Annotated in this window: 16 protein-coding genes; 9 read left to right on the forward strand and 7 right to left on the reverse strand. The window is 60.0% G+C overall.

The annotated features are described in order from the left end of the window. The 3 genes from HK26_RS02795 to HK26_RS02805 all read left to right on the forward strand — a co-directional run. A partial coding sequence (locus tag HK26_RS02795) for a hypothetical protein (RefSeq protein WP_143296279.1) occupies positions 1-959 on the forward strand: 959 nt, incomplete at its 5' end. Beyond that, positions 959-2,455 (forward strand): NADH-quinone oxidoreductase subunit D-related protein, encoded by a 1,497-nt coding sequence (locus HK26_RS02800; protein ID WP_086638408.1) that lies wholly within the window; start codon positions 959-961, stop codon positions 2,453-2,455. The genes HK26_RS02795 and HK26_RS02800, both read left to right, overlap by 1 nt. Positions 2,456-2,491: 36 nt before the next feature. Further along, positions 2,492-2,989, forward strand: a complete 498-nt coding sequence (locus HK26_RS02805; protein ID WP_025827236.1) for an NADH-quinone oxidoreductase subunit B family protein — start codon at positions 2,492-2,494, stop codon at positions 2,987-2,989. Here HK26_RS02805 and HK26_RS02810 read toward each other — a convergent pair. The 6 genes from HK26_RS02810 to aroB all read right to left on the reverse strand — a co-directional run bounded on the left by HK26_RS02810 (position 2,978) and on the right by aroB (position 11,636). Continuing rightward, the gene (locus HK26_RS02810) at positions 2,978-3,862 is read right to left on the reverse strand and encodes a CDP-alcohol phosphatidyltransferase family protein (RefSeq protein ID WP_086638409.1); all 885 of its coding nucleotides are present in this window, start codon (positions 3,860-3,862) and stop codon (positions 2,978-2,980) included. The genes HK26_RS02805 and HK26_RS02810 overlap by 12 nt on opposite strands. Before the next feature lie 7 nt (positions 3,863-3,869). Then, positions 3,870-4,559 carry a phosphatidylserine decarboxylase gene (locus HK26_RS02815; RefSeq protein ID WP_025827232.1) on the reverse strand — a complete coding sequence of 230 codons (690 nt, stop codon included), beginning with the start codon at positions 4,557-4,559 and terminating at the stop codon, positions 3,870-3,872. 92 nt (positions 4,560-4,651) lie between these two features. Beyond that, a complete protein-coding gene (alaS, locus tag HK26_RS02820; RefSeq protein ID WP_086638410.1) occupies positions 4,652-7,297 on the reverse strand; it encodes an alanine--tRNA ligase in 2,646 nt (881 codons plus the stop codon). A gap of 152 nt (positions 7,298-7,449) precedes the next feature. Then, positions 7,450-7,947, reverse strand: a complete 498-nt coding sequence (locus HK26_RS02825) for a GtrA family protein (protein ID WP_086638411.1) — start codon at positions 7,945-7,947, stop codon at positions 7,450-7,452. 492 nt (positions 7,948-8,439) lie between these two features. Beyond that, complete coding sequence (locus tag HK26_RS02830) at positions 8,440-9,552, reverse strand: OmpA family protein (RefSeq protein WP_086638412.1); 1,113 nt, start codon at positions 9,550-9,552, stop codon at positions 8,440-8,442. Between the two features lie 353 nt (positions 9,553-9,905). After that, positions 9,906-11,636 carry a 3-dehydroquinate synthase gene (gene aroB / locus HK26_RS02835; RefSeq protein WP_086638699.1) on the reverse strand — a complete coding sequence of 577 codons (1,731 nt, stop codon included), beginning with the start codon at positions 11,634-11,636 and terminating at the stop codon, positions 9,906-9,908. 65 nt (positions 11,637-11,701) lie between these two features. On the opposite strand from aroB, the gene HK26_RS02840 reads away from it, so the two are divergent. The 3 genes from HK26_RS02840 (at position 11,702) to HK26_RS02850 (ending at position 13,929) form a co-directional block, all read left to right on the forward strand. Beyond that, complete coding sequence (locus HK26_RS02840) at positions 11,702-11,962, forward strand: hypothetical protein (RefSeq protein ID WP_086638700.1); 261 nt, start codon at positions 11,702-11,704, stop codon at positions 11,960-11,962. Continuing rightward, entirely contained in the window at positions 11,959-12,891 is a 933-nt protein-coding gene (locus HK26_RS02845) for a tyrosine recombinase (protein WP_086638413.1), read from the forward strand. Before HK26_RS02840 ends, HK26_RS02845 begins: the two co-directional genes overlap by 4 nt. Positions 12,892-12,972: 81 nt before the next feature. Further along, positions 12,973-13,929, forward strand: a complete 957-nt coding sequence (locus tag HK26_RS02850) for an acetyl-CoA carboxylase carboxyltransferase subunit alpha (RefSeq protein WP_086638701.1) — start codon at positions 12,973-12,975, stop codon at positions 13,927-13,929. Positions 13,930-13,985: 56 nt separating this feature from the next. Here HK26_RS02850 and HK26_RS02855 read toward each other — a convergent pair whose 3' ends face one another. Continuing rightward, on the reverse strand, positions 13,986-14,741 hold the full coding sequence (locus HK26_RS02855; protein ID WP_086638414.1) for a competence/damage-inducible protein A: 756 nt from the start codon (positions 14,739-14,741) through the stop codon (positions 13,986-13,988). A gap of 157 nt (positions 14,742-14,898) precedes the next feature. On the opposite strand from HK26_RS02855, the gene HK26_RS02860 reads away from it, so the two are divergent. The 3 genes from HK26_RS02860 to HK26_RS02870 are packed head-to-tail and all read left to right on the forward strand — an operon-like array spanning position 14,899 to position 19,389. Then, the gene (locus HK26_RS02860) at positions 14,899-16,518 is read left to right on the forward strand and encodes a lysine--tRNA ligase (RefSeq protein ID WP_086638702.1); all 1,620 of its coding nucleotides are present in this window, start codon (positions 14,899-14,901) and stop codon (positions 16,516-16,518) included. Positions 16,519-16,535: 17 nt separating this feature from the next. Beyond that, positions 16,536-18,602: a lysylphosphatidylglycerol synthase domain-containing protein gene (locus HK26_RS02865; RefSeq protein WP_257640833.1), complete on the forward strand. Its 2,067-nt coding sequence runs from the start codon at positions 16,536-16,538 to the stop codon at positions 18,600-18,602. A gap of 46 nt (positions 18,603-18,648) precedes the next feature. Next, positions 18,649-19,389, forward strand: coding sequence for a MarC family protein (locus HK26_RS02870; protein ID WP_086638415.1), 741 nt, complete (start codon positions 18,649-18,651; stop codon positions 19,387-19,389). The last annotated feature ends 7 nt before the right edge of the window (positions 19,390-19,396 follow it).

Below are 19,396 nucleotides of genomic sequence, written 5' to 3' on the forward strand. Positions count from 1 at the left end.
GGGGGGGGGGCAGTGGCTGGGATGATGACCCGGTGCAACGGGCTGGCCGCGTTATGCTGGCGTTTGGCCTGCTGCTTATGGTGCTGGAAAACGGCATTCAGCCAGACCGCCTGCTCCGCAGCCTGCCACATGTGTGTACTGCGCTGGCGGGGCTTGCCTGCGTTGCCCCCGAGCCTGCGGTGGGGCTGGGTATTCTGGAACTGGCACTGGCGTGGGGTGTTTTTGTTTTCACCCGCCCTGCCGGGCAGGCCAAAACCGGGTGGGGGCTGATCCGCACCGGCTCGGTGGGGACGGTGCTTGTGCTCTCCGGTCTGTTGTTGCCGCAGGGGAGCGTTGTGTCGGGCCTGATGATGGCCTGCGGCCTTGTCATTTTAACCGGGCTGGCCCCGTTTGGTCAGTTCTGGCGTGATGAGAACGATAGCTTTCTGTTCCTCCCCTTTGCGGGTGCGTCCATTCTGCTGGCCATGCGTTTGCGCGGGCATGGCGGTATGGCGTTTGAAATGGCTTTGGTGGCGGCGGGGCTTGTCTCGGTCTGGCTAACGGCCTGCGCAGGCCGCTCGCGCGACAGACAAAGGCTGTTCCGTACCTTTCCATCAGCGCTGGCGCTTATGGCGGTGGGGGTGGAGGCGGATGTTGCGGCTCTGCTGTTCCTGTGCGGGTGGTGTCTGGCCGGGGGGAACCGTAGCGGGCGTGGCTGGGCGATAAATGTTCTGGCGTGCTTCCCCCCCGGTGCGCCGTTTGTGGGGTGCCTGCTTCTGCTTTCCGTCATGACCGACTGGTCGTGGTCTGTGGCGGTGCTGACCGTATGCGGCATTTTGGCCGCCGTGCTGCGCGCCGTACCTGACCGCGAGGCGGCGCGCCTGTTCTGGCCGGAGGATACAGCCGGGCGTGTGGCATGCTCTGTTCTTACGGTCATGGGTTTTCTGGTGCCGCTGGCCATGATGCTCGGAGCGTTCTGATGGATGTTGTCGCCCATATTCAGGCTGGGGAGCAGACGGACACGCCATGGCGCTTCCGGCTGGATGAACTGGCCTGGCGGGACATGGTGGATCTGCTCAGGCATGATGATCTGCCCTTTGTCGGCCTGTGGTGCGATGGGGTGGACGTGCATGCCCTGTTCCTCCCCGATGGCTACCCGCTTGCCGCCACACTGGCGCTGGAGGGCGGGCGCTACCCGGCTCTCTCCCCTGCACGGGTTGCCTCCAGCCTGTATGAGCGTACGATTTACGACCTGTATGGCGCAGAGGCCATGTGGGCGGTGGATGTACGCCCCCTGCTAGACCATGACGTCTGGTCCGCAACCGCCCCTTTGTCCGCGGCCCCCGGGCGCGGCGGGCAACACAAGGGGCTTGTGAGCTTCCAGCCATCCGATGCCATGAGTGCCGCCAAGGGCCGGGTCGATGGGCGCGGACCGGCCACGGGTGGTCTGGCTCCGCCGTTTTATACGCGGCTCGTTCTGTCCGGCTCTTTAGTCGCCTGTGGTGAAACACAGACGGGGTATGCCCATCGTGGGGTTGCCGCACGTGCGCGCCATGCGCGGGTGGAGGATGTCTGCCGCCTGAGTGCTCGCGTTGCGGCTGGGTGTTCGGTTGCCCATCAGGTCGCCTTCTGTCTGGCGGTGGAAAATGCCTGTGGTCAGAGTGTGGGGGCCGAAATTGCATTGCTCAGGGTCGCTCTGCTGGAAATGGAGCGCCTGTTCCAGCATCTTTACACGCTTGCAGCACTGGCGCGGCTGGCGGGGGCGCATCTTGTGGCGTCGCACTGCATGGCCCTGCGTGAAAAACTGGTGGCCGAGGCAGCACCCGTAACCGGGTCGCGGTTGTTGATGGATGTGTGCATACCCGGCGGTCTGTCCGTGCGGGAGACGGCGCAGATGGCGCAGCTCTGCACACAACTGTACGAGATAGGGCAGCAGGCCTACCCCCAACTGGTGCTGTTATGGCGCGAATACCCCGGTCTTTCCGCGTTGCTGGCTGGGGTGGGGCAGGTGCAGGCCGATGATCTGGAACGTATAGGACTTGATGGGCCCGTTGCCCGCGCCGCAGGGTGGGATTGCGATGGCAGGCGCATTATGCCCGCATATGACGGGCTGTGGCGCTACACATCGGGCAGGCAGGGCGGTACGGCGGAAGACCGCGCGCTCCTTCTGCTGGACGAGGTGGAGGAAAGCCTGCGGATACTCGATCTGGCGTCCGCCCGTATTGGCCTTGCACCTGCGGCCAATCATACCCTGTCCGTGCAGGATGGGGAGGGCACAGGTCTGGTAGAGGGGCCATGGGGCGGGGTGCTGTACTGGGTACGTCTGGCGCATGGTCGTGTGGCAGAAGCATTCTGCCGCAAACCCGAAACCGCCGCCCTGCTGGTGTTTGAGCAGGTATTGCCCACCCATGCGGCAGAAGATGTAGAGCTACTGGCGTGCTCACTGGGTGTGAATGCAGCAGCGCTGGATGGCTAGGAGAATGCATATGAACACGCATACGGCAGAACTGCCATGGGGCTGATCCGTGCGGTTATGGATACGGCGTTCTGGAAGGGGAGGCAAAAACGCAAACCCCTTGGCCCACGTTGGCCTTTGCTGCTGTTTCATGTGGATACTGGGGGGTGTGGTGGCTGTGGCATGGAGCTACAGGCCATGACCTGCCTGCCGTATGATATGCAGGGTGCGGGCTTCGGGTTTGTAACGTCCCCGCGTTCCGCCGATGTGCTGCTGGTTACAGGCCCGCTTACGCGCACCATGGCACCGGTTTTGCAGGCTGCGTGGGAGGCCATGCCAGACCCCAAAGGTCTTATCAGCGTTGGCGCCTGCGCACTTGATGGCGGACTGTTTGGCGAAAATTATGCCGTTATGGGGGGGCTGGAGCGCAGGGTTTCCGTCGATCTGGCCATTGCTGGCTGCCCGCCTAGCCCGCAGGAGATTCTCAACGGCCTTTGCGCTTTGCTGGGCAGTGCCGCACAGGGCAAGGAAAAGGAAACGCCCTCAAGGGGTTGAGGGCGTTTCGGTATCATCCTTTTGCAAATCTTCCGCAGCTTTTTTCAGTTTAAGAAAGCTGCGGCGGCTGAGTGGCAGCAGCACCATGTAAATAATGCCTGCCGTAGCGAGCGCTGCCCATGGGTCCGCGACTAGAATAACGGCGTAAATGCCCGTTCCCAGCATAAGCGGCAGCACAAACTGCGCAGGGACCTTGAAGTTCTTGAACGACCAGACCGGCAGGGTAGAGACCAGCAGCAACGCGGTACTGGTTAGTGTAAAGTCTGGCAGCCAGGGCAGGCGGGTCAGGTTATACAGCCAGTCGATGCCCAGCTTTTGCGCCTCCAGCCCCAGAAAAAGAGGGAAAAGAGCCAGACCCGCCCCTGCGGGGGCCGGTACGCCCGTAAAAAAGTTGCTGGCGTATTTGGGCTTGAGTTCCTCACCATCCAGATTGGCGTTAAAACGTGCCAGTCTGAGCGCCATGCACACCGTAAACAGCAGGCAGGGTAGGAACGCGTACCGATTGCTGTCCTTGATCGCCCAGAAATACAGCAAAAAGGAAGGGGCAACCCCAAAGCACAAAAAGTCTGAAAGACTGTCAAACTCCGCGCCAAACCGCGTAGCACCACGCAGCATGCGCGCAATGCGGCCATCCAGCCCGTCTATGAACGCGGAAATAAGCAGAGCCGCCGCTGCGGCCTGAAAGCGCCCTTCAATAGCAAAGCGCATGCCGGTCAGCCCCGCGCAAAGCCCCAGCATTGTCAGAATATTGGGGATCAGGCGGTTAAAGGAGGGGCCACGGCTCTTGTTGCGCACACGCCGCTTGCGGCGGCGTGGGGGCTGCTGGGCGTCTTTGGTCTGCGGCGGAGGGGATATGGGGGCAGGGAGTGTCACGGTCTTATCAGAGACGGGCCATAACGGTTTCACCACCCACCATGGTCTGGCCGACGGCTACAAGCGGCTCCACACCCGGTGGCAGGTACAGGTCAGTACGTGAGCCAAAGCGGATAAGGCCAAAGCGTTCGCCTGCTTCCATCTGCATGCCTTCGCTTACGGAGCAGACAATGCGGCGTGCAACCAGCCCTGCAATCTGCACCACGGCAAGCATGCGGCCATCGGGCAGGGTCAGGCTAAGGGCATTACGCTCATTCTGCTCGGAGGCCTTGTCCAGACTGGCGTTCAGGAACAGGCCGGGGTGGTAGGCAATGCGGGTTACGGTCCCGGCGGCAGGCATGCGGTTAACGTGCACATCCAGCACGGACAGGAAGGTGGCAATCCGCCATACGGGGGTTTCCCCCATGCCCAGTTCGGCGGGAGGGGCAATTTTTTCGATGGAGACAATATGACCATCGGCAGGGGCCACCGCGACGTCACTGCGTGCAGGTGTTACCCGTTCCGGATCGCGGAAAAAATAGAGGCAGAAGCCAAAAAAACCTGTGCTGGCATGGCCAAGCAGGCGCAGCTTGGGGCATCGCAGCTTGCGGCCAAGCAGGTAAGACACAACAGATGCTGCACCCGAGGCCAGCAGAAAAGGGCGCGCTTCCGGGTGGGGGCGCGACACAACAAGTTTAAGGGATTCAAGTAAAGACATAACGCAATCCTTACGCCAAAAGCAGACCAAGAGGAAGCGGCAGAACAGGGACGCACGCCCCCATTCCGCGCTTGGGTTTATGGCCGGATGTGTCAGACAGTGTTTTTAAGCACGTCACGCACGGCGGCAAATGCGGCATCGGCCGCCTGGCCATCCGGTCCACCGGCCTGCGCCATGTCAGCACGGCCACCACCGCCCTTGCCGCCCATGGCAATGCTGGCTGCCTTGACCAGTGCTACAGCATCTACCTTGTCTGTCAGGGTAGGGGCTACGGCTGCAACAACGCTCCCTTTGCCCTCGGTGCAGGAGATCAGGACCACCACATTGGCCTCGCCCTGCTTGAGAATGGTTTCGGCCAGCCCCTTGAGTTCGCGCGCAGGTGTTTCACCCACGTTGCGCGCGGCCAGACTTGCGGCCCCCACTTTTTCCACCCCGGCGGCGGCAACGCTGCCGGTCGCCATCTGGCGTTGCAGGTTGGCAATCTGGCGCTCCATGGCACGCCGTTCTTCCAGCAGGGTTGCCAGACGTTCGGGTGCTTCGGCAACGCTGACCTTCATCATGCTGGCGAGCTGGAGCAGTCTTTGTTCGTTTGTGGCCGTCAGGGTTTCGGCTGCCTTGCCGGCTACGGCTTCAATACGCCGCACACCGGCGGAAACACCGTTTTCGGCGACAATGCGGAACTGGCCAATATCCCCCGTGCGGCTGACATGCGTGCCACCACACAGTTCCATGGACCACGCTCCCTTGCCATCTTCCGCCGGACCCATCGCCACAACGCGGACCTCGTCACCATATTTTTCGCCAAACAGGGCGGTCGCCCCTTCGGCAATGGCTTCTTCCGGGGTCATGGAGCGGGTGGTTACAGCCGCATTCTGGCGGATGCGGTGGTTGACCTCGGCTTCTATGTCGGCCAGTTCTTCCGCCGTAATGGGGCGGGGCTGGCTGACGTCAAAGCGCAGGCGGTCTGGTGTGTTCAGGCTGCCTTTCTGTGCCACATGCGCACCAAGGCGGCGGCGCATGGCCTCATGCAGCAGGTGGGTGGCAGAGTGGTGTGCACGAATGGCCGAGCGGCGGTCATGGTCCACAGTAGCGGTGACAGCCATGCCGGGCTTGAGCGTACCTTCGGTCACTGTGCCGTAATGTACGATCAGGTCTCCCGCCTTTTTCTGCGTATCGCGGATAGCGACTTTAAGCCCCTTGGCGCTCAAAAAGCCTGTATCCCCGGCCTGACCACCACTTTCGCCGTAAAAGGGGGTCTGGTTGAGCAGGATGGCAACATCCTGACCGATTGTGGCTTCTGGCACAAACGCATTGCCTGCGATAATGCCCAGAACCTCACCATCGGCCTGTTCGGTGGAATAGCCCAGGAATTCGGATGCCCCGAATTTGTCACGGGCTTCAAACCAGACAGTTTCAACCGCGGTATCACCAGAGCCGGTCCATGCCGCACGCGCACGCTGGCGCTGGATGGCCATGGCGTCGTCAAAGCCTTTGACGTCCACATCATGCCCGCTGCCGCGCAGGGCGTCCTGCGTCAGGTCCAGCGGAAAGCCGAATGTGTCATACAGGCGGAAGGCCACGTCACCGGGGAGCGGTGCGCCCGAGGCAAGCTTGCTTTTTTCGTCGTCCAACAGGTGCAGGCCACGGTCGAGCATGGCTTTGAAGCGTTCTTCCTCACCACGCATGGTTTCGCGGATCAGGGCTTCACCCTGCACCAGTTCGGGGTAGGCAGTACCCATCTGCTGAATGAGTGCGGGCAGCAGCTTGTAAAAAACAGGGTCGGTTGTACCCATCATGTGCAAATGGCGCATGGCGCGGCGCATGATCCGGCGCAGCACATACCCACGGCCATCCTTGGCGGGCAGAACGCCATCAGCGATCAGGAATGCGGTGGAGCGCAGATGGTCAGCCACAACGCGGTGGCTGGCCTTGAAGGGGCCATCCACAGCCTGATGTGTCAGGTCCGATGAGGCGTTGATGAGCGAGACAAATGTGTCGGTATCATAGTTGTCGCGCTTGCCCTGCATGATGGCGGCAAAGCGTTCCAGCCCCAGCCCCGTATCAATGGAGGGGCGTGGCAGGGGGGAGCGGGTGCCCGGCGGGTCCTCGAAATACTGCATGAACACAAGGTTCCAGATTTCGACAAACCGGTCGCCATCCTCATCAGGTGAGCCGGGGGGGCCACCGGGGACATCGGGGCCGTGATCATAAAAAATTTCGGAACAGGGGCCGCAGGGGCCCGTATCACCCATCCGCCAGAAGTTGTCGGAGGTGGGGATGCGAATAATACGGCTGTCATCAAGCCCGGCAATGGAGCGCCACAGACCGGCCGCTTCCTCGTCCTCGGCATAGACAGTGACGAGCAGCTTGTCCTTGTGGAGGCCAAACCCTTTGGTAATCAGGTTCCATGCCAGCTCTATGGCCAGTGGCTTGAAGTAATCCCCAAAGGAGAAATTCCCCATCATTTCAAAAAATGTATGGTGCCGGGCTGTGTAGCCTACATTGTCCAGATCATTGTGTTTGCCGCCTGCGCGGACCACTTTCTGCGCGGTTGTCGCGCGTGAATAGGGGCGCGTTTCCTGCCCTGTAAACACGTTTTTGAACTGGACCATGCCTGCGTTGGTAAACAGCAGGGTCGGGTCATTGCTCGGCACGAGGGACGAGGAGGGGACGATCTGATGGCCCTTGCTGGCAAAATAGTCCAGAAAAGCGGTGCGGATTTCATTTGTTGTCAGCATGGCGTGAGGCAGCAAAGTCCTGAAAACTGGTTGGGCGCGCCACACCTTGCCACACAGCGCAGGGCGATGCTCAAGGCCGGGTGATCGCGCGGTATTCTCTTAATCTGTTGGTAAATGTAGCGCACCCCGTGCATCTCTGAAAGAGGGCAGGATTATGGCCCTGCATCATGGGTGTGGTCGGTGGGGGATATCTCCACCGTCATTTCGGCCAGATCAAGCGCGGAGGATGGGGGTTTTGTGCGGAAAACCATCTTCTGGCTGAGTTTGAAATTGGCGATCAGCCCCGCAAAACTGCCAGCCGCAAGTGCTATAACCGGGTGCCGGATGCACAGCGGAAATGCGTAAAACAGTGTGTAAACCGTTCCACGGTTAAGAAAAAAGCCAAGGCTGTTAGCCGAGAGGAATCGTAGCCATTGCAAAACGGGGTGGTCGTGGTGGCCCATGCCACGGAACGTCCACAAGCGGTTGAGAATCCAGTTGAGTGTCGCCGCAAAAAAATAGGCGATCAGAGTGGCTGCCGTCAGCCCGATGAAGGGGCGCAGCCCATAAACCGCACCTGTATCCCAGATAAAACCAAGACTGCCGACAACGCCAAATTTTAAAAAGCGCAGCAGACGGTGCGGAGCAATGGATGGAGGAGTAAGGCGCATGAGTGTGCAAAGGTCAGAAAAACAGAATCTGGGCAAGACCTAAAACGCAAGGCGCGCTTTTGTACGCGTCCTTCCATGCTGTTGAGGTCTTTTATCTAGCATGAAAAAGTGGGTGCGGAGTAGGTGGCGCCCATTGTGCTTTTAACGCGGTAGAGGCTGTGCTGCTCGGGGGAAAAGCTGGGGCGGTTTGCCAGAAACTGTGTTCTGTTTGCAACAGCCTGCGGGGCCTGAAACTACGCCTTGCTAGTGAGGTGAGGGGCAGTGTCCGCCAGATGTTTTTGTTTGCGAATACAAAACATGTGCCAACTCTTCTTGGAGTCAGCTTTATATAAGGTATAAAAAATAGGTTTTATTAACTTTTACAGGCTGAGCTTGGGCTGTGAGAGTATTTTTGCTTGTGGCAGCCTGTTTGCACATGTGTGCTGCACATAAAAAAAGAGGTGCCCGAAGGCACCTCCCTTTTCTGTTCCGAAGCAACCCGGAGCAGACCGATTAGTGGAGGATGATTTCCACGCGGCGGTTCTGCGGTTCGCGGGTGTTCGGGCCGGTCGGGACCAGCGGGTGAGCTTCACCGTAACCATGGATGTCGATGGCAGCAGCCGGAACACCGTCATGGATCAGTTCAGCCTTCACGCTTTCAGCACGATGCAGGGACAGGCCCAGATTGTACTTTTCGCCGCGCGGGCCGGGGTGTGCAGCGGAGTTATCGGTGTAACCGTTAACTTCAATGCGGGTGGTCTGCACGTGGGTGGAAGCCTGAGCAGCTTCAGCCACGATCTGACGTGCACGTGCGCTCAGGACAGATTTGTCCCAATCGAAGAACACGAGGTAGGAACGTGCGGGCAGCGGAGCAGGAGCAGCCACGATCGGAGCAGCCGGCGGCGGGGGCGGGGGAGCCGTGTCGAACGCATAACGCAGGCCAACCATGAACAGGTGGTTGAAGCGATGGTCAACGCTGGTGTCGCGAGCTGCCGGATCGTAGGATTCGTCACGGAACTGGCCGTTACGGAAGGTGCCCGGCTGACCGATCATGCGGTACTGCGCGGTTACCTGGAAGCCAGGGATGCCCGTGTCGAATGCTGCACCAACAATGGCCTGGTAAGCAAAGCCACCCTTTGTGCCACGGTAGCCAGCAGTAGAGTCACCGCCGTATGTGAAGCTGTGGTGTTCCTGCGTCCACAGGTAGCCAGCGCCAACGCCGATGAACGGAGTGACAGGCACATTGTTGATGCCGAACTTGGCCAGATCGAAGTCATACAGCGCGTTGATGAAACCGCCGTAGGACGAATCCTTGCCTTTGTTGCGGACGCCATCGTTGCCCGTGTTGCCGCTCAGGTTGGAGCGCAGGTAGGTGCCTTCAACTTCAGCGCGCAGGCCGTTGCCAAAGCCCCAGCCGACGGAGCCGTAACCGGTCCAGCCGCTCTTGTGGCCAACTTTGTTGCGATCGATATCGCCATCGCCACCGTTGGTTTTGAAGTGCTGGGTCTGGGTCAGGTCGTAGCCGCCGCCAAGGTCGACATACGGGCCGGTGATGGTGGTGGCAGATGCGGCCGCCGGAGCCGCTGCCATCAGGGTTGTTACGAGTAACGCCGTGCGGAGACGCATTTTTTGCCCTCAATATTTCATTTAGGTGACGCTGTTCTACCAATTACTGGCGTAACTGACCACCCAATGCACCAAAAAATCGTATAGAGCGATAACTGAAGCCCTGAGTGGCTTCAAGCACATCACTCATACTCTTGTCGACTAAAAGACACAGCAGTGATTTAGTTGCAACAGATCATTTTGCAGCATGAACATGAACTGACTGCATGCGGCATGTTGTTGCGTCATTTACTGCGTCCAATAGCTCTGCAATAGCAGATGTGAGGCATGCTCTCGCGCCAGAATAAGGCGGAATTGAGGCTGGGTTGCAAATTTGCAACGCCCCAAAAATAAAGTGCATGCCCCCCTGCAAATCACCCCCGTGCGCCATCGGCAATCAGAACTTCCCTTACCGCATCAGCAGGAACGTCCTGCGTGGTAAAGGCGCGACCGATTCCGTGCACCAGTACAAAGGACAGACGACCGTCCTGCATCTTCTTGTCGCGCTGCATGTGGGCCATCAGAGCCTCCACATCAAAAGTCTGGGGCAGTTCGTGAATATGGGCCGGCATGCCCAGACTCTCCAGATGACGTGTCACGCGGATTTGATCTTCCACCGGGCACAGCCCGAGCCTGACCGATAGCGCAAATGCCAGATGCAGCCCGATGGATACGGCCTCGCCATGCAGCAGGCGACCATCGTAGCCGAGCTCTGCTTCCAGCGCGTGACCAAAAGTGTGCCCAAGGTTGAGCAGGGCGCGGCCGTTGCTTTTTTGCTCCTCGCGTTCGTCTGCGGCGACCACGCGGGCCTTGAAGGCGCATGCCTGCCGTACCGCTTCGGCCAGTGCCTCGGGGGCTTGGTCCAGCACGTCGGCACCGTGTTTTTCGCACCAGTCAAATAGAGCCGGGTCACCGATCAGCCCGGATTTGACAATCTCGGCATAGCCCGCGACCAGCTCGCGCCGGGGGAGGGTACCAAGTGTTGTCACATCGGCAAGCACGCACAGGGGTTGATGGAAGGCTCCAAGCAGGTTTTTGCCCCAGCGTGTGTTAATGCCGGTTTTGCCACCCACGGAGGAATCGACCTGCGAGAGCAGGGTGGTCGGGATTTGTATAAAGGGCAGACCGCGCAATGTGGTGGCGGCGACAAACCCGGCCAGATCGCCCACGACTCCCCCGCCAAGAGCGATAATGCTGGTGCGCCGCTCCACTCCCTGTTCCAGAATGGCATCGGTCAGATGCTGGTAAACGGTCAGGCACTTGCTCTGCTCGCCCGGTGTTACGCGCAGGCTGCGGGTGCGCACGCCTGTATCGTGCAGCGAATCCTCAAGCGTTTTCAGGTAAAGCGGGGCGACCGTGCTGTCGGTGATGATTATGGCGTTTTTCTGGGGGAGCACAGGAGCCAAAAGACCGCCTGCGCGCGCAAGCAGGTCCGTGCCGATCACCACATCATAGGACGCTCTGTCCAAAGAGACGGGAAGCCGCAGCGGGCGGCGGGACAGGGCAAGCGCTTCCATAACGCGGGTTGTGGTGTGTTCCACGTTGTTGTCTCCACAATCGACTATAATCTCGGCTTCGGCATAAACCGGGTGGCGTATGGTCATCAGCCTGTCCAGCACATCCCGTGGAGATGCGGTGTTGAGCAGGGGGCGGTGGGTGCGCCCGGCCACACGGCGGAGCAGGACGGGCAGCGGGCAGCGCAGCCAGACCGAAACTGCCTGCCTGCGTACCAGCGCACGGGTCTGGGAATCCATGAAGGCACCGCCCCCCGTGGCCAGTACCATGGGTGGGCCTTCAAGCAGGCGGCGGATGACCCTGCGCTCACCATCACGGAACGCACTTTCGCCATAGAGTTCGAACACATCGGCAATGGAGCAGCCTGCCGCCCGTTCGATCTCCACATCGGCGTCAACAAAGGGCAGGCCGAGTCTGGTGGCAAGGTGGCGGCCAACGGTGGTTTTGCCCGCTCCCATCAGCCCGACCAGCACAATACTGCGGCCTGACGTCATGCCGTTGCTGCCGGGGGTGCGGACAATCCGCTCCAGGTCAAGCGGGATGGGTGGTGGGTCGGTTGGTTGGGGGGGGGAGGAGATACGTGATGACATAAAGCCTAGCTTAACATAGAGCAGAAAGAACACACCTATATCTGTTGTTAGGGGAGCCTGCCTGTATGAGCCGTACGGTTCTGATTGTTTTTGCCGTTGTTGTGCTTGGTGCCGTGGGGGGCTTTGCCGCTCTGGGGCTGACCGGTCGGCCACCTGTGCAGCAGCAGGTACACCGTGACCTGCCATTTGCTGCGGATGTAGTGGCGGCAACCCCGTCTGTTGCCGTACCTCCGCCCCCCGCTGCACCGGTTGTAACACCCGTTGTGCCTGCGGCTCCGGCCCAGATCAGCGTTGCTCCCACGGGACCGGCCCCCGCCCACCCGTGAGCGGGACGGAAGGCAGCGTAGAGCTTTTTTTGGAGATGCAGGCGGCTGAACGTGCCGCCGCGCCCAATACGCTGGCTGCGTATCAGGCCGACCTCGAATCCTGCACGCATAGTCTCGCCCTAGCAGGGCAGAGCCTGCGCACAGCCGGGACCGAAGATTTGCGGGGCTGGCTGGCAGATCTGTCCGCTCAGGGGCAGTCGCGCCGGACCGTTGCGCGCCGTCTGTCCTGTATCAGGCAGTTTTATCTGTTTTTGCTGCGTGAGGGCCTGCGGGCAGATAACCCGGCAGAGCATCTCGATTCGCCACGGGCGGAGCAATCCCTGCCACGGTTTTTATCCGAATCGGAGGTGCTGGCGCTGCTCGATGCCTGCGAGGAGCCAGAGGGAGCCTCGGCCGCCAAAACGCGCCGTGCGCTGGTGGGGCGGGCTGCGCTGGAACTGCTGTATGCGTCGGGGTTGCGTATTTCCGAGCTGCTGGCGTTACCGCGGCAGGCTCTGGCGGGGGACCAGCGTATGCTCAGTGTCCGGGGTAAAGGCGGGCGGGAGCGGCTTGTACCTTTGTCTGATAGTGCGCGCCTTGCCGCGCAAGCCCTTGTTGCTGCGGATGCGGGGCTTGGGAGCCCGTATCTTTTCCCCGGGCGTGACCCCCAGCGCGCCATGACCCGGCAGGCTTTTGACCGGATTTTGCATGATATTGGGCGCAAGGCCGGGTTGGAGCCTGAGCGCCTCTCCCCTCATGTGCTACGTCATTCCTTTGCCACCCATCTGCTCGCGCATGGGGCGGACCTGCGGGCGCTGCAAATGCTGCTGGGGCATGCGGACATTGCGACCACCCAGATTTACACGCATGTGCAGACCGAGCGATTGCAGCGTGCTGTGGCTGAACACCACCCGCTTTCTACCTCCCAAACAGGGAATTCGGAGGGGTGAAGGCTAAAAAGCACGTCCAGAACACATTTGGATGCACGAAGTGACTTGGCTTTAAGCGCCATTGTGCTATCGGCTTTGCTCATGCGTCAGTTCCTGGATTTTGAAAAGCCCGTCGCCGAACTTGAGAACAAGATCGACGAACTGCGGCAGATGACCGACCCCGAAGGGGTCAACATTGAAGAAGAAACGGCCCGCCTTTCTGACAAGGCGGAAAAGCACCTGCGCACGATCTACGCCAAGCTTACGCCATGGCAGAAAGTGCAGGTGGCCCGTCATGCCCAGCGTCCGCACACGCAGGACTATATTGGTCGGCTGATAACGGATTTTACACCGTTGGCAGGTGACCGGCTGTTTGGTGATGACAAGGCCATTATCGGTGGTATTGGCCGTTTTGATGGCATGCCCGTGGTCGTGATCGGGACCGAGCGTGGCTCGGATCTGGAAACACGGCTCCAGCACAACTTTGGCATGGCCAGACCAGAAGGCTACCGCAAGGCCCAGCGGCTGATGAAGATGGCTGGCCAGTTTAAAATGCCGATTCTCACCTTTATTGACACAGCAGGTGCGTGGCCCGGTATTGATGCGGAACAGCGTGGGCAAGCCGAGGCCATTGCCCGTTCCATCGCCACCTGTTTTGATGCCCCGGTCCCCCTGATTGCGACAGTGATTGGCGAGGGTGGGTCTGGTGGCGCGGTGGCTCTGGGCGCGGGTGATCGGGTGCTTATGCTCGAACACGCCATTTATTCCGTTATCTCGCCCGAGGCCTGTGCCTCCATTTTGTGGCGTGACCCCAAGCAGGCCAGCACAGCGGCGGAAACCCTGCGCCTGACGGCTCAGGACCTCAAACGCCTTGGGCTGATTGACCAGATTATTCCCGAACCCGTTGGCGGTGCACAGCGCGACCCCGCTGCCGCCATGGATGGTGTGCGTAGCGTGCTGGCTACAATGCTCAAGGACCTGCTGCCATTGGCACCGGGGAAGCTGAAGGAATTGCGGCGCGAGAAGTTTTTGGCCATGGGGCGTGAAGCCCTGCACTGACCACTCTGTCAGAACTTTTTTGAGTGCGGTTGGCCAGCGTTTGCTGGCCAGTCGGGTTACGCAGGCGGTTCACCTTCCACGGGTGAGCCGCCTTTTGCGTTGAGCAGGTCATGAATAGCCTGTGCCGCAGCATTGACGCGCTGCATGTCCTGCCCCTTGGCGACCAGAGCCACGCCATGGCGGCCATCCTCACGGTGGAAGGGGTAGGAGCCAAGGTCCAGATCGCTGAACTGGTCCTGAATGGCTTCCAGCCCATCTGCCAGAGCGCCTTCGCCCAGTAATGTCGTGTGCCATGTGCGCGAAAAGACGGGCGCGCCTTTTTGCAGGGTTGGGGCCAGCTCCTCAAACATGGCACGCATGATTCGGGGGACCCCGGCCAGCACATGCACATTGCCAATGCTAAAGCCCGGCGCAATGGATACCGGGTTGGCAATGGGGGTAGCCCCTCTGGGCAGCTTGGCCATGCGCTGGCGCGCGGTATTGAAGTTTTCAGCCCCAAAGCGCTCTTCGAGCACGGCAAAGGTTGGGGGATGAATTTCCCACGGCACGCCAAAGGCTTCGGCCACGCAGGGGGATGTAATGTCATCATGCGTGGGGCCAATGCCACCTGTTGTAAACACCTCGTCAAAGCGGGCGCGTAGCTCGGTCACCGTGTTGACGATGGTCGCGCGAATGTCGGGAATGACACGGATTTCGACCAGTGGAATACCCATCTCCCCCAGTCGTAGAGCCAGAAACTGGATGTTGTCGTCCCGTGTGCGGCCAGAAAGGATTTCGTTACCAATAAGGATGAGTGCGGAAGTGCGGCGCATGACTCGGGTTTGACCTTCTTGTTCTGGGCTTCTTGAATACGGGTAAAGGATGGAGCGGAGTGTTTGCGGGGTCAATGGGCGTAAAAATTACACTCAGGGGGGTGTCCTGCGCGTTTTTGCATTGACCGGGTGCTGTGCAATTCATAGCTTCCCGCGCATGTCAGACAGCCAAACAGCATCCGCTTCCGATCTTCCGCGCGCGTGGCCTTTTGAAGAGGCACGCAAACTGGCCGATCACGTTGCAACGCGTAGCAGCACAGGCGCCGATGAGCGCCCGGCCCTGCTGGAAACCGGGTATGGTCCCTCGGGCCTGCCCCATATCGGCACCTTTGGTGAGGTCGCCCGCACATCCTGGGTGCGGCAGGCCTATACCGCCCTTACGGGTCGTCCTTCCCGTCTGCTGGCTTTTTCGGACGATATGGACGCCCTGCGCAAGGTGCCCGATAACGTGCCCCAGCGTGAGATGCTGCAAAAATATATTGGCCAGCCGCTCTCCCGCGTGCCGGACCCGTTTGGCACGCACGACTCGTTTGCGGCCCATAACAACGCGCGGCTGTGCGCGTTCCTCGACAGTTTCGGGTTTGAATACGAGTTTGCGTCGTCCACCCAGTATTATACGTCCGGCCGGTTTGATGCGGCTTTGCTGCGCGTGCTGGAAGTGCATGACCAGATTCTGGCCGTGATCCTGCCCACACTGGGGCCGGACCGCCGGGCAACCTATTCCCCCGTTCTGCCGCTGCACCCCCACACGGGGGAGGTCATGCAGGTTAAGATGGACGCCATTGACGCGGTCGCAGGCACCGTGCGCTGGACAGACCCCACCACGGGTGAGGTGTTTGAAACACCAGTAACGGGTGGCCATGCCAAAATGCAGTGGAAGGCCGACTGGGCCATGCGCTGGTATGCACTTGGCGTGGATTACGAAATGTCGGGCAAGGATTTGATCGACAGTGTGCGCCTGTCTGGCCGTATCTGCAAAATTCTGGGCGGCACGCCGCCTGCGGGCCTGACATACGAACTGTTTTTGGATGAGCAGGGGCAGAAAATCTCCAAGTCCAAGGGCAATGGCCTGTCGGTGGAGGAATGGCTGCGTTACGCCCCGCCGGAAAGTCTGGGCCAGTTCATGTTCAACCAGCCCCAGCGCGCCAAACGGCTGTATTTTGACGTGATTCCCAAAACGGCGGACGACTATCTGACGCATGCCGACAAGGCACGTGCATTGCAGGTGGAAAACCCGGCAGGCAATGACCTGCGCGCCAACCCTGCGTGGTTTATCCACAAAGGGAGTGTGCCGCAGGATGCAGGCAGCCCGGTGCCATTTGGCATGCTGCTCAACCTTGCCAGTGTTGCCAATGCCGACACGCCCGAAGTGCTGTGGGGCTTTATCCGCCGTTACGATGCGGCTGTCTCTCCCCAGACGCACCCCATGCTGGCGGAACTGGTCAAACACGCCATCGCCTATTACGCGGACTTTGTGCGCCCTGCCAAAACCTTCCGTGCCCCTGATGAGAAGGAGCGCGCAGCACTGGTTGACCTTGCCGAAACCCTGCGGGGTTTTGAAGGGGAGGCGGCGGATGCCTCCACCTTGCAGAATCTGGTGTTTGAAATTGGCAAAAGGCACGGATTTGAACCGCTGAGAAGCTGGTTTGGCTGCCTGTACGAAGTGCTGCTGGGGCAAAAGGAAGGGCCACGTTTTGGTGGGTTTGTTGCGCTGTATGGCGTGGCAGAGACCATCGCCCTGATTGACGCTGCCCTCCTGCGAGATACGCAGGTCTAAGCAGGGTCTGGCCGCAGATGACGCAGATGCCTCAGCCCCCCAGCCAGCAACCGGACCTCCATGAAGGGGGCAAGGGGTGGAAAAAAAGGCTGAAGCATCTGCCCCATCTGCTCGGGCTGGTGTTGATGGTGGCAGCCATTGTGGTGGTGCAGCATGAGCTGCGACACCTTAAAATGGCCGACATCCGCATGGCCATGGAGGCTATTCCCCCCTCCCAGCTCTGGGTGGCGGTTGGCTGCACGCTGCTGTCCTACTTTATTCTCTCTTTTTATGACCGGCTGGCCGTTATTCAGGTCGGGTATGGGCAGTTGCCGTTCCGCAGAGCAGCTTTTGCGGCTTTCTGCTCTTATGTGTTGTCGCATAATCTGGGATTTTCTGCGGTTTCTGGCGCTGCGGTGCGGTATCGGCTGTACCGGAACTGGGGCGTTAATGCTTTTGCCATTACCCAGATTATTGCCTTTTGCTCTGCAACATATCTGCTTGGTGCGGCAGTCCTGATTGGTGCGGTGCTTATTCTGGAACCCTCTGTTCTGCCCGGTGTGGGTCACCGTGTGCCGCAGTGGGTTCTGGCCTGTGTGGGTGGGTTCTTGTGGCTGGCGGTGGCCGGGTATGTCGGGCTTGCCTTTTGGGTGCGTGAGTTCCGGTTCCGCAAATGGGTGGTTGCACTCCCATCTCCTCGCATGGCCATCATGCAGACCGTGGTTGCTGCGGCCGAGGTTGCGGCAACGGCCAGCATTGCGTTTGTGCTGCTGCCCAAAGGGTGTGGGGTAGATTTCGGGTCTTTTCTGGCTATTTACATCGCGTCTTACACGGCGGGGCTGGTGGCCAGCGTGCCCGGTGGGCTGGGGGTGTTTGACGGGGCCATGCTGCTGGCGCTCGGCCCTTACATGCCCGCTCCCCAGATTTTGGGTGTCGTCCTGATTTTCAGGCTTTTTTACTACATTATTCCCCTTTTTATGGCTGGCATCATGTTTGCAGGGCATGAGCTTTTCCTGCGTGGGGATGCAGCGCTTGCCAAAAAGAAGAACCCCGGCCAGAGCACGGACGCGCAGCTTGTCAGGCGCAGGCCCAGCCAGGTCGTGCGTGAGAGCGAGGCGGCTTTTTCCGTCGCTGTGGCAACAGGTACGGTCACTCTTTGTGGCGTGCTGCTGCTCTGCCTTGTGTTGATGGAGCCTGTGCCCAAGTTCTCCATGCTACCAGACACGTTTGCGGGGCTGGTGCATGTGGGGGGGAACTACCTGCTCTCGCTCATGGGGGTGGCGCTTATCAGCCTTGCCATTGGCCTTTCGCAGCGGGTGACGCTGGCGTGGCGCGGTGCACTGGGGCTGCTGCTGCTGGCAACGGTCATGACCTTTTTGCGCGGCAACACCATTTTGGTGCCGTTCATGCTGGGGCTGTCCGCGCTGTTTATTGCGCCCTTCCGCACCTGTTATTACCGCCATGCCAAGTTGCTGAGTGAGCCGCTCTCGCTTTCCAACCTGTTGTGTCTGCTGCTGTTTTTTTGCTGCATTATTGCCTTGGCCACCCGCAATGCGGGGGAGGGGAGCTGGTGGCAGCTTATGCTTGCCTCCCCCACGCATGGAGCCGTGCGCTGGACTGTAGCCCTTGCTGTGCTGCTGGCGCTGGTGGTGCTGGCCCGGCTGATGTGGCCTGCCAGAATTCCCATCCAGCCATGGACGCAGGACATTGCCGAGTATTACAAAACACTCGAACACGCCCTGCCTGACATTGCAGACATGAACCCCGAAGGCTTTGTGGAAGGGGAGGCAGGCGAGGCTGTTATTCCCTTTACGCACCGTGAGAACATGCTGATCGGTCTGGGCGACCCCGCGGGGGGCGAGGATGACAGCATTTCCGCCATCTGGCGGCTGCGCGATCTGGCCCTGCAGCAGGGGTTGCGGCTGGCTTTCTGGCAGGTGGGGGACAGTTTTGTCCGGATATATAACGATATCGGGCTTAACGTCTGGCCGCTGGAGGATGGTAGCAGGACGCATCTGTGCTACCCGCCCGGTGATATTGCTCTGGTATCACGGTTTGTGAAAACATATACGGACAACAAGACCGCGCCCAACGTGCCTCTCTGAGCGGTTTGGGGCGGCTGCTTTTGGTGTTGGAGTGCTGGGCGGGGTCATGTCGGTTCATCTTCCCGAGGTTCTGTTAAGCGGCAGTATGGTCCGGACTGGTGTTTCGGCCTTTCTGCTGGCCTTTCCCGCACTTTTTTCCATTGTTAATCCGTTTGGCGCGGCCCTTATTTTTGCGCAGGCATCTGCTGGGCGGTCCCAAAAAGAGATTATGGCCCTTGCGCGGCTGGTCTCTTTTTACTCCTTTATGATTGTGGTCATCTCCCTCTGGCTGGGGGGGATTGTACTGGCGTTTTTTGGTGTAACCGTGAACGCGCTGCGCGTTGCAGGCGGTCTGGTTGTGGCCGTGCGGGCATGGGACCTGCTGCAAAGCCCGGAAAGCGTGGAAGCGCAGAAGGAAAAACAGGCCCTACAGGGCGGGCGTACAGTTATGGCCCCCAACTGGGCAGATTCCGCGTTTTTTCCGCTGGCCATGCCCTTTACCGTGGGGCCGGGTACTATTGCCGTGGCTATTGCTCTGGGGTCTGGCTGTCCGTCGGGGCATTCGTTCTGGGCTTATACGGCAGGCACCACCGCCGCTGCCGTGGGTGTGGTGCTGATCGTGTGGGCAGCTTATTCCAGTTCCGAAAAACTGGTTGCCATGCTGGGCGTGACCGGCACGCGTATTGTCAGCCGTATGGCGGCTCTGGTCCTGCTGTGTATTGGTGTGCAGATTTTGGCCGCAGGCGTGCAGGGCTTTGCAACCGATATGTGGCACAACCTGCTCAAGGACATACGCCACCCAGCCTGACCCGAGG

Origin of the sequence: Acetobacter okinawensis, assembly GCF_002153655.1 — a bacterium.
GTDB lineage: Bacteria > Pseudomonadota > Alphaproteobacteria > Acetobacterales > Acetobacteraceae > Acetobacter > Acetobacter okinawensis_A.

Bases quoted from the DNA above. Each gene is read 5' to 3' on its own strand.
- alaS (WP_086638410.1), bottom strand. From the start codon at position 7,297: ATGCTGACAACAAATGAAATCCGCACCGCTTTTCTGGACTATTTTGCC.
- HK26_RS02825 (WP_086638411.1), bottom strand. From the start codon at position 7,947: ATGCGCCTTACTCCTCCATCCATTGCTCCGCACCGTCTGCTGCGCTTT.
- HK26_RS02870 (WP_086638415.1), top strand. From the start codon at position 18,649: ATGTCGGTTCATCTTCCCGAGGTTCTGTTAAGCGGCAGTATGGTCCGG.
- HK26_RS02855 (WP_086638414.1), bottom strand. From the start codon at position 14,741: ATGCGCCGCACTTCCGCACTCATCCTTATTGGTAACGAAATCCTTTCT.
- HK26_RS02865 (WP_257640833.1), top strand. From the start codon at position 16,536: ATGACGCAGATGCCTCAGCCCCCCAGCCAGCAACCGGACCTCCATGAA.
- HK26_RS02840 (WP_086638700.1), top strand. From the start codon at position 11,702: ATGAGCCGTACGGTTCTGATTGTTTTTGCCGTTGTTGTGCTTGGTGCC.
- HK26_RS02850 (WP_086638701.1), top strand. From the start codon at position 12,973: ATGCGTCAGTTCCTGGATTTTGAAAAGCCCGTCGCCGAACTTGAGAAC.
- HK26_RS02860 (WP_086638702.1), top strand. From the start codon at position 14,899: ATGTCAGACAGCCAAACAGCATCCGCTTCCGATCTTCCGCGCGCGTGG.
- HK26_RS02815 (WP_025827232.1), bottom strand. From the start codon at position 4,559: ATGTCTTTACTTGAATCCCTTAAACTTGTTGTGTCGCGCCCCCACCCG.
- aroB (WP_086638699.1), bottom strand. From the start codon at position 11,636: ATGTCATCACGTATCTCCTCCCCCCCCCAACCAACCGACCCACCACCC.
- HK26_RS02800 (WP_086638408.1), top strand. From the start codon at position 959: ATGGATGTTGTCGCCCATATTCAGGCTGGGGAGCAGACGGACACGCCA.
- HK26_RS02805 (WP_025827236.1), top strand. From the start codon at position 2,492: ATGGGGCTGATCCGTGCGGTTATGGATACGGCGTTCTGGAAGGGGAGG.
- HK26_RS02830 (WP_086638412.1), bottom strand. From the start codon at position 9,552: ATGCGTCTCCGCACGGCGTTACTCGTAACAACCCTGATGGCAGCGGCT.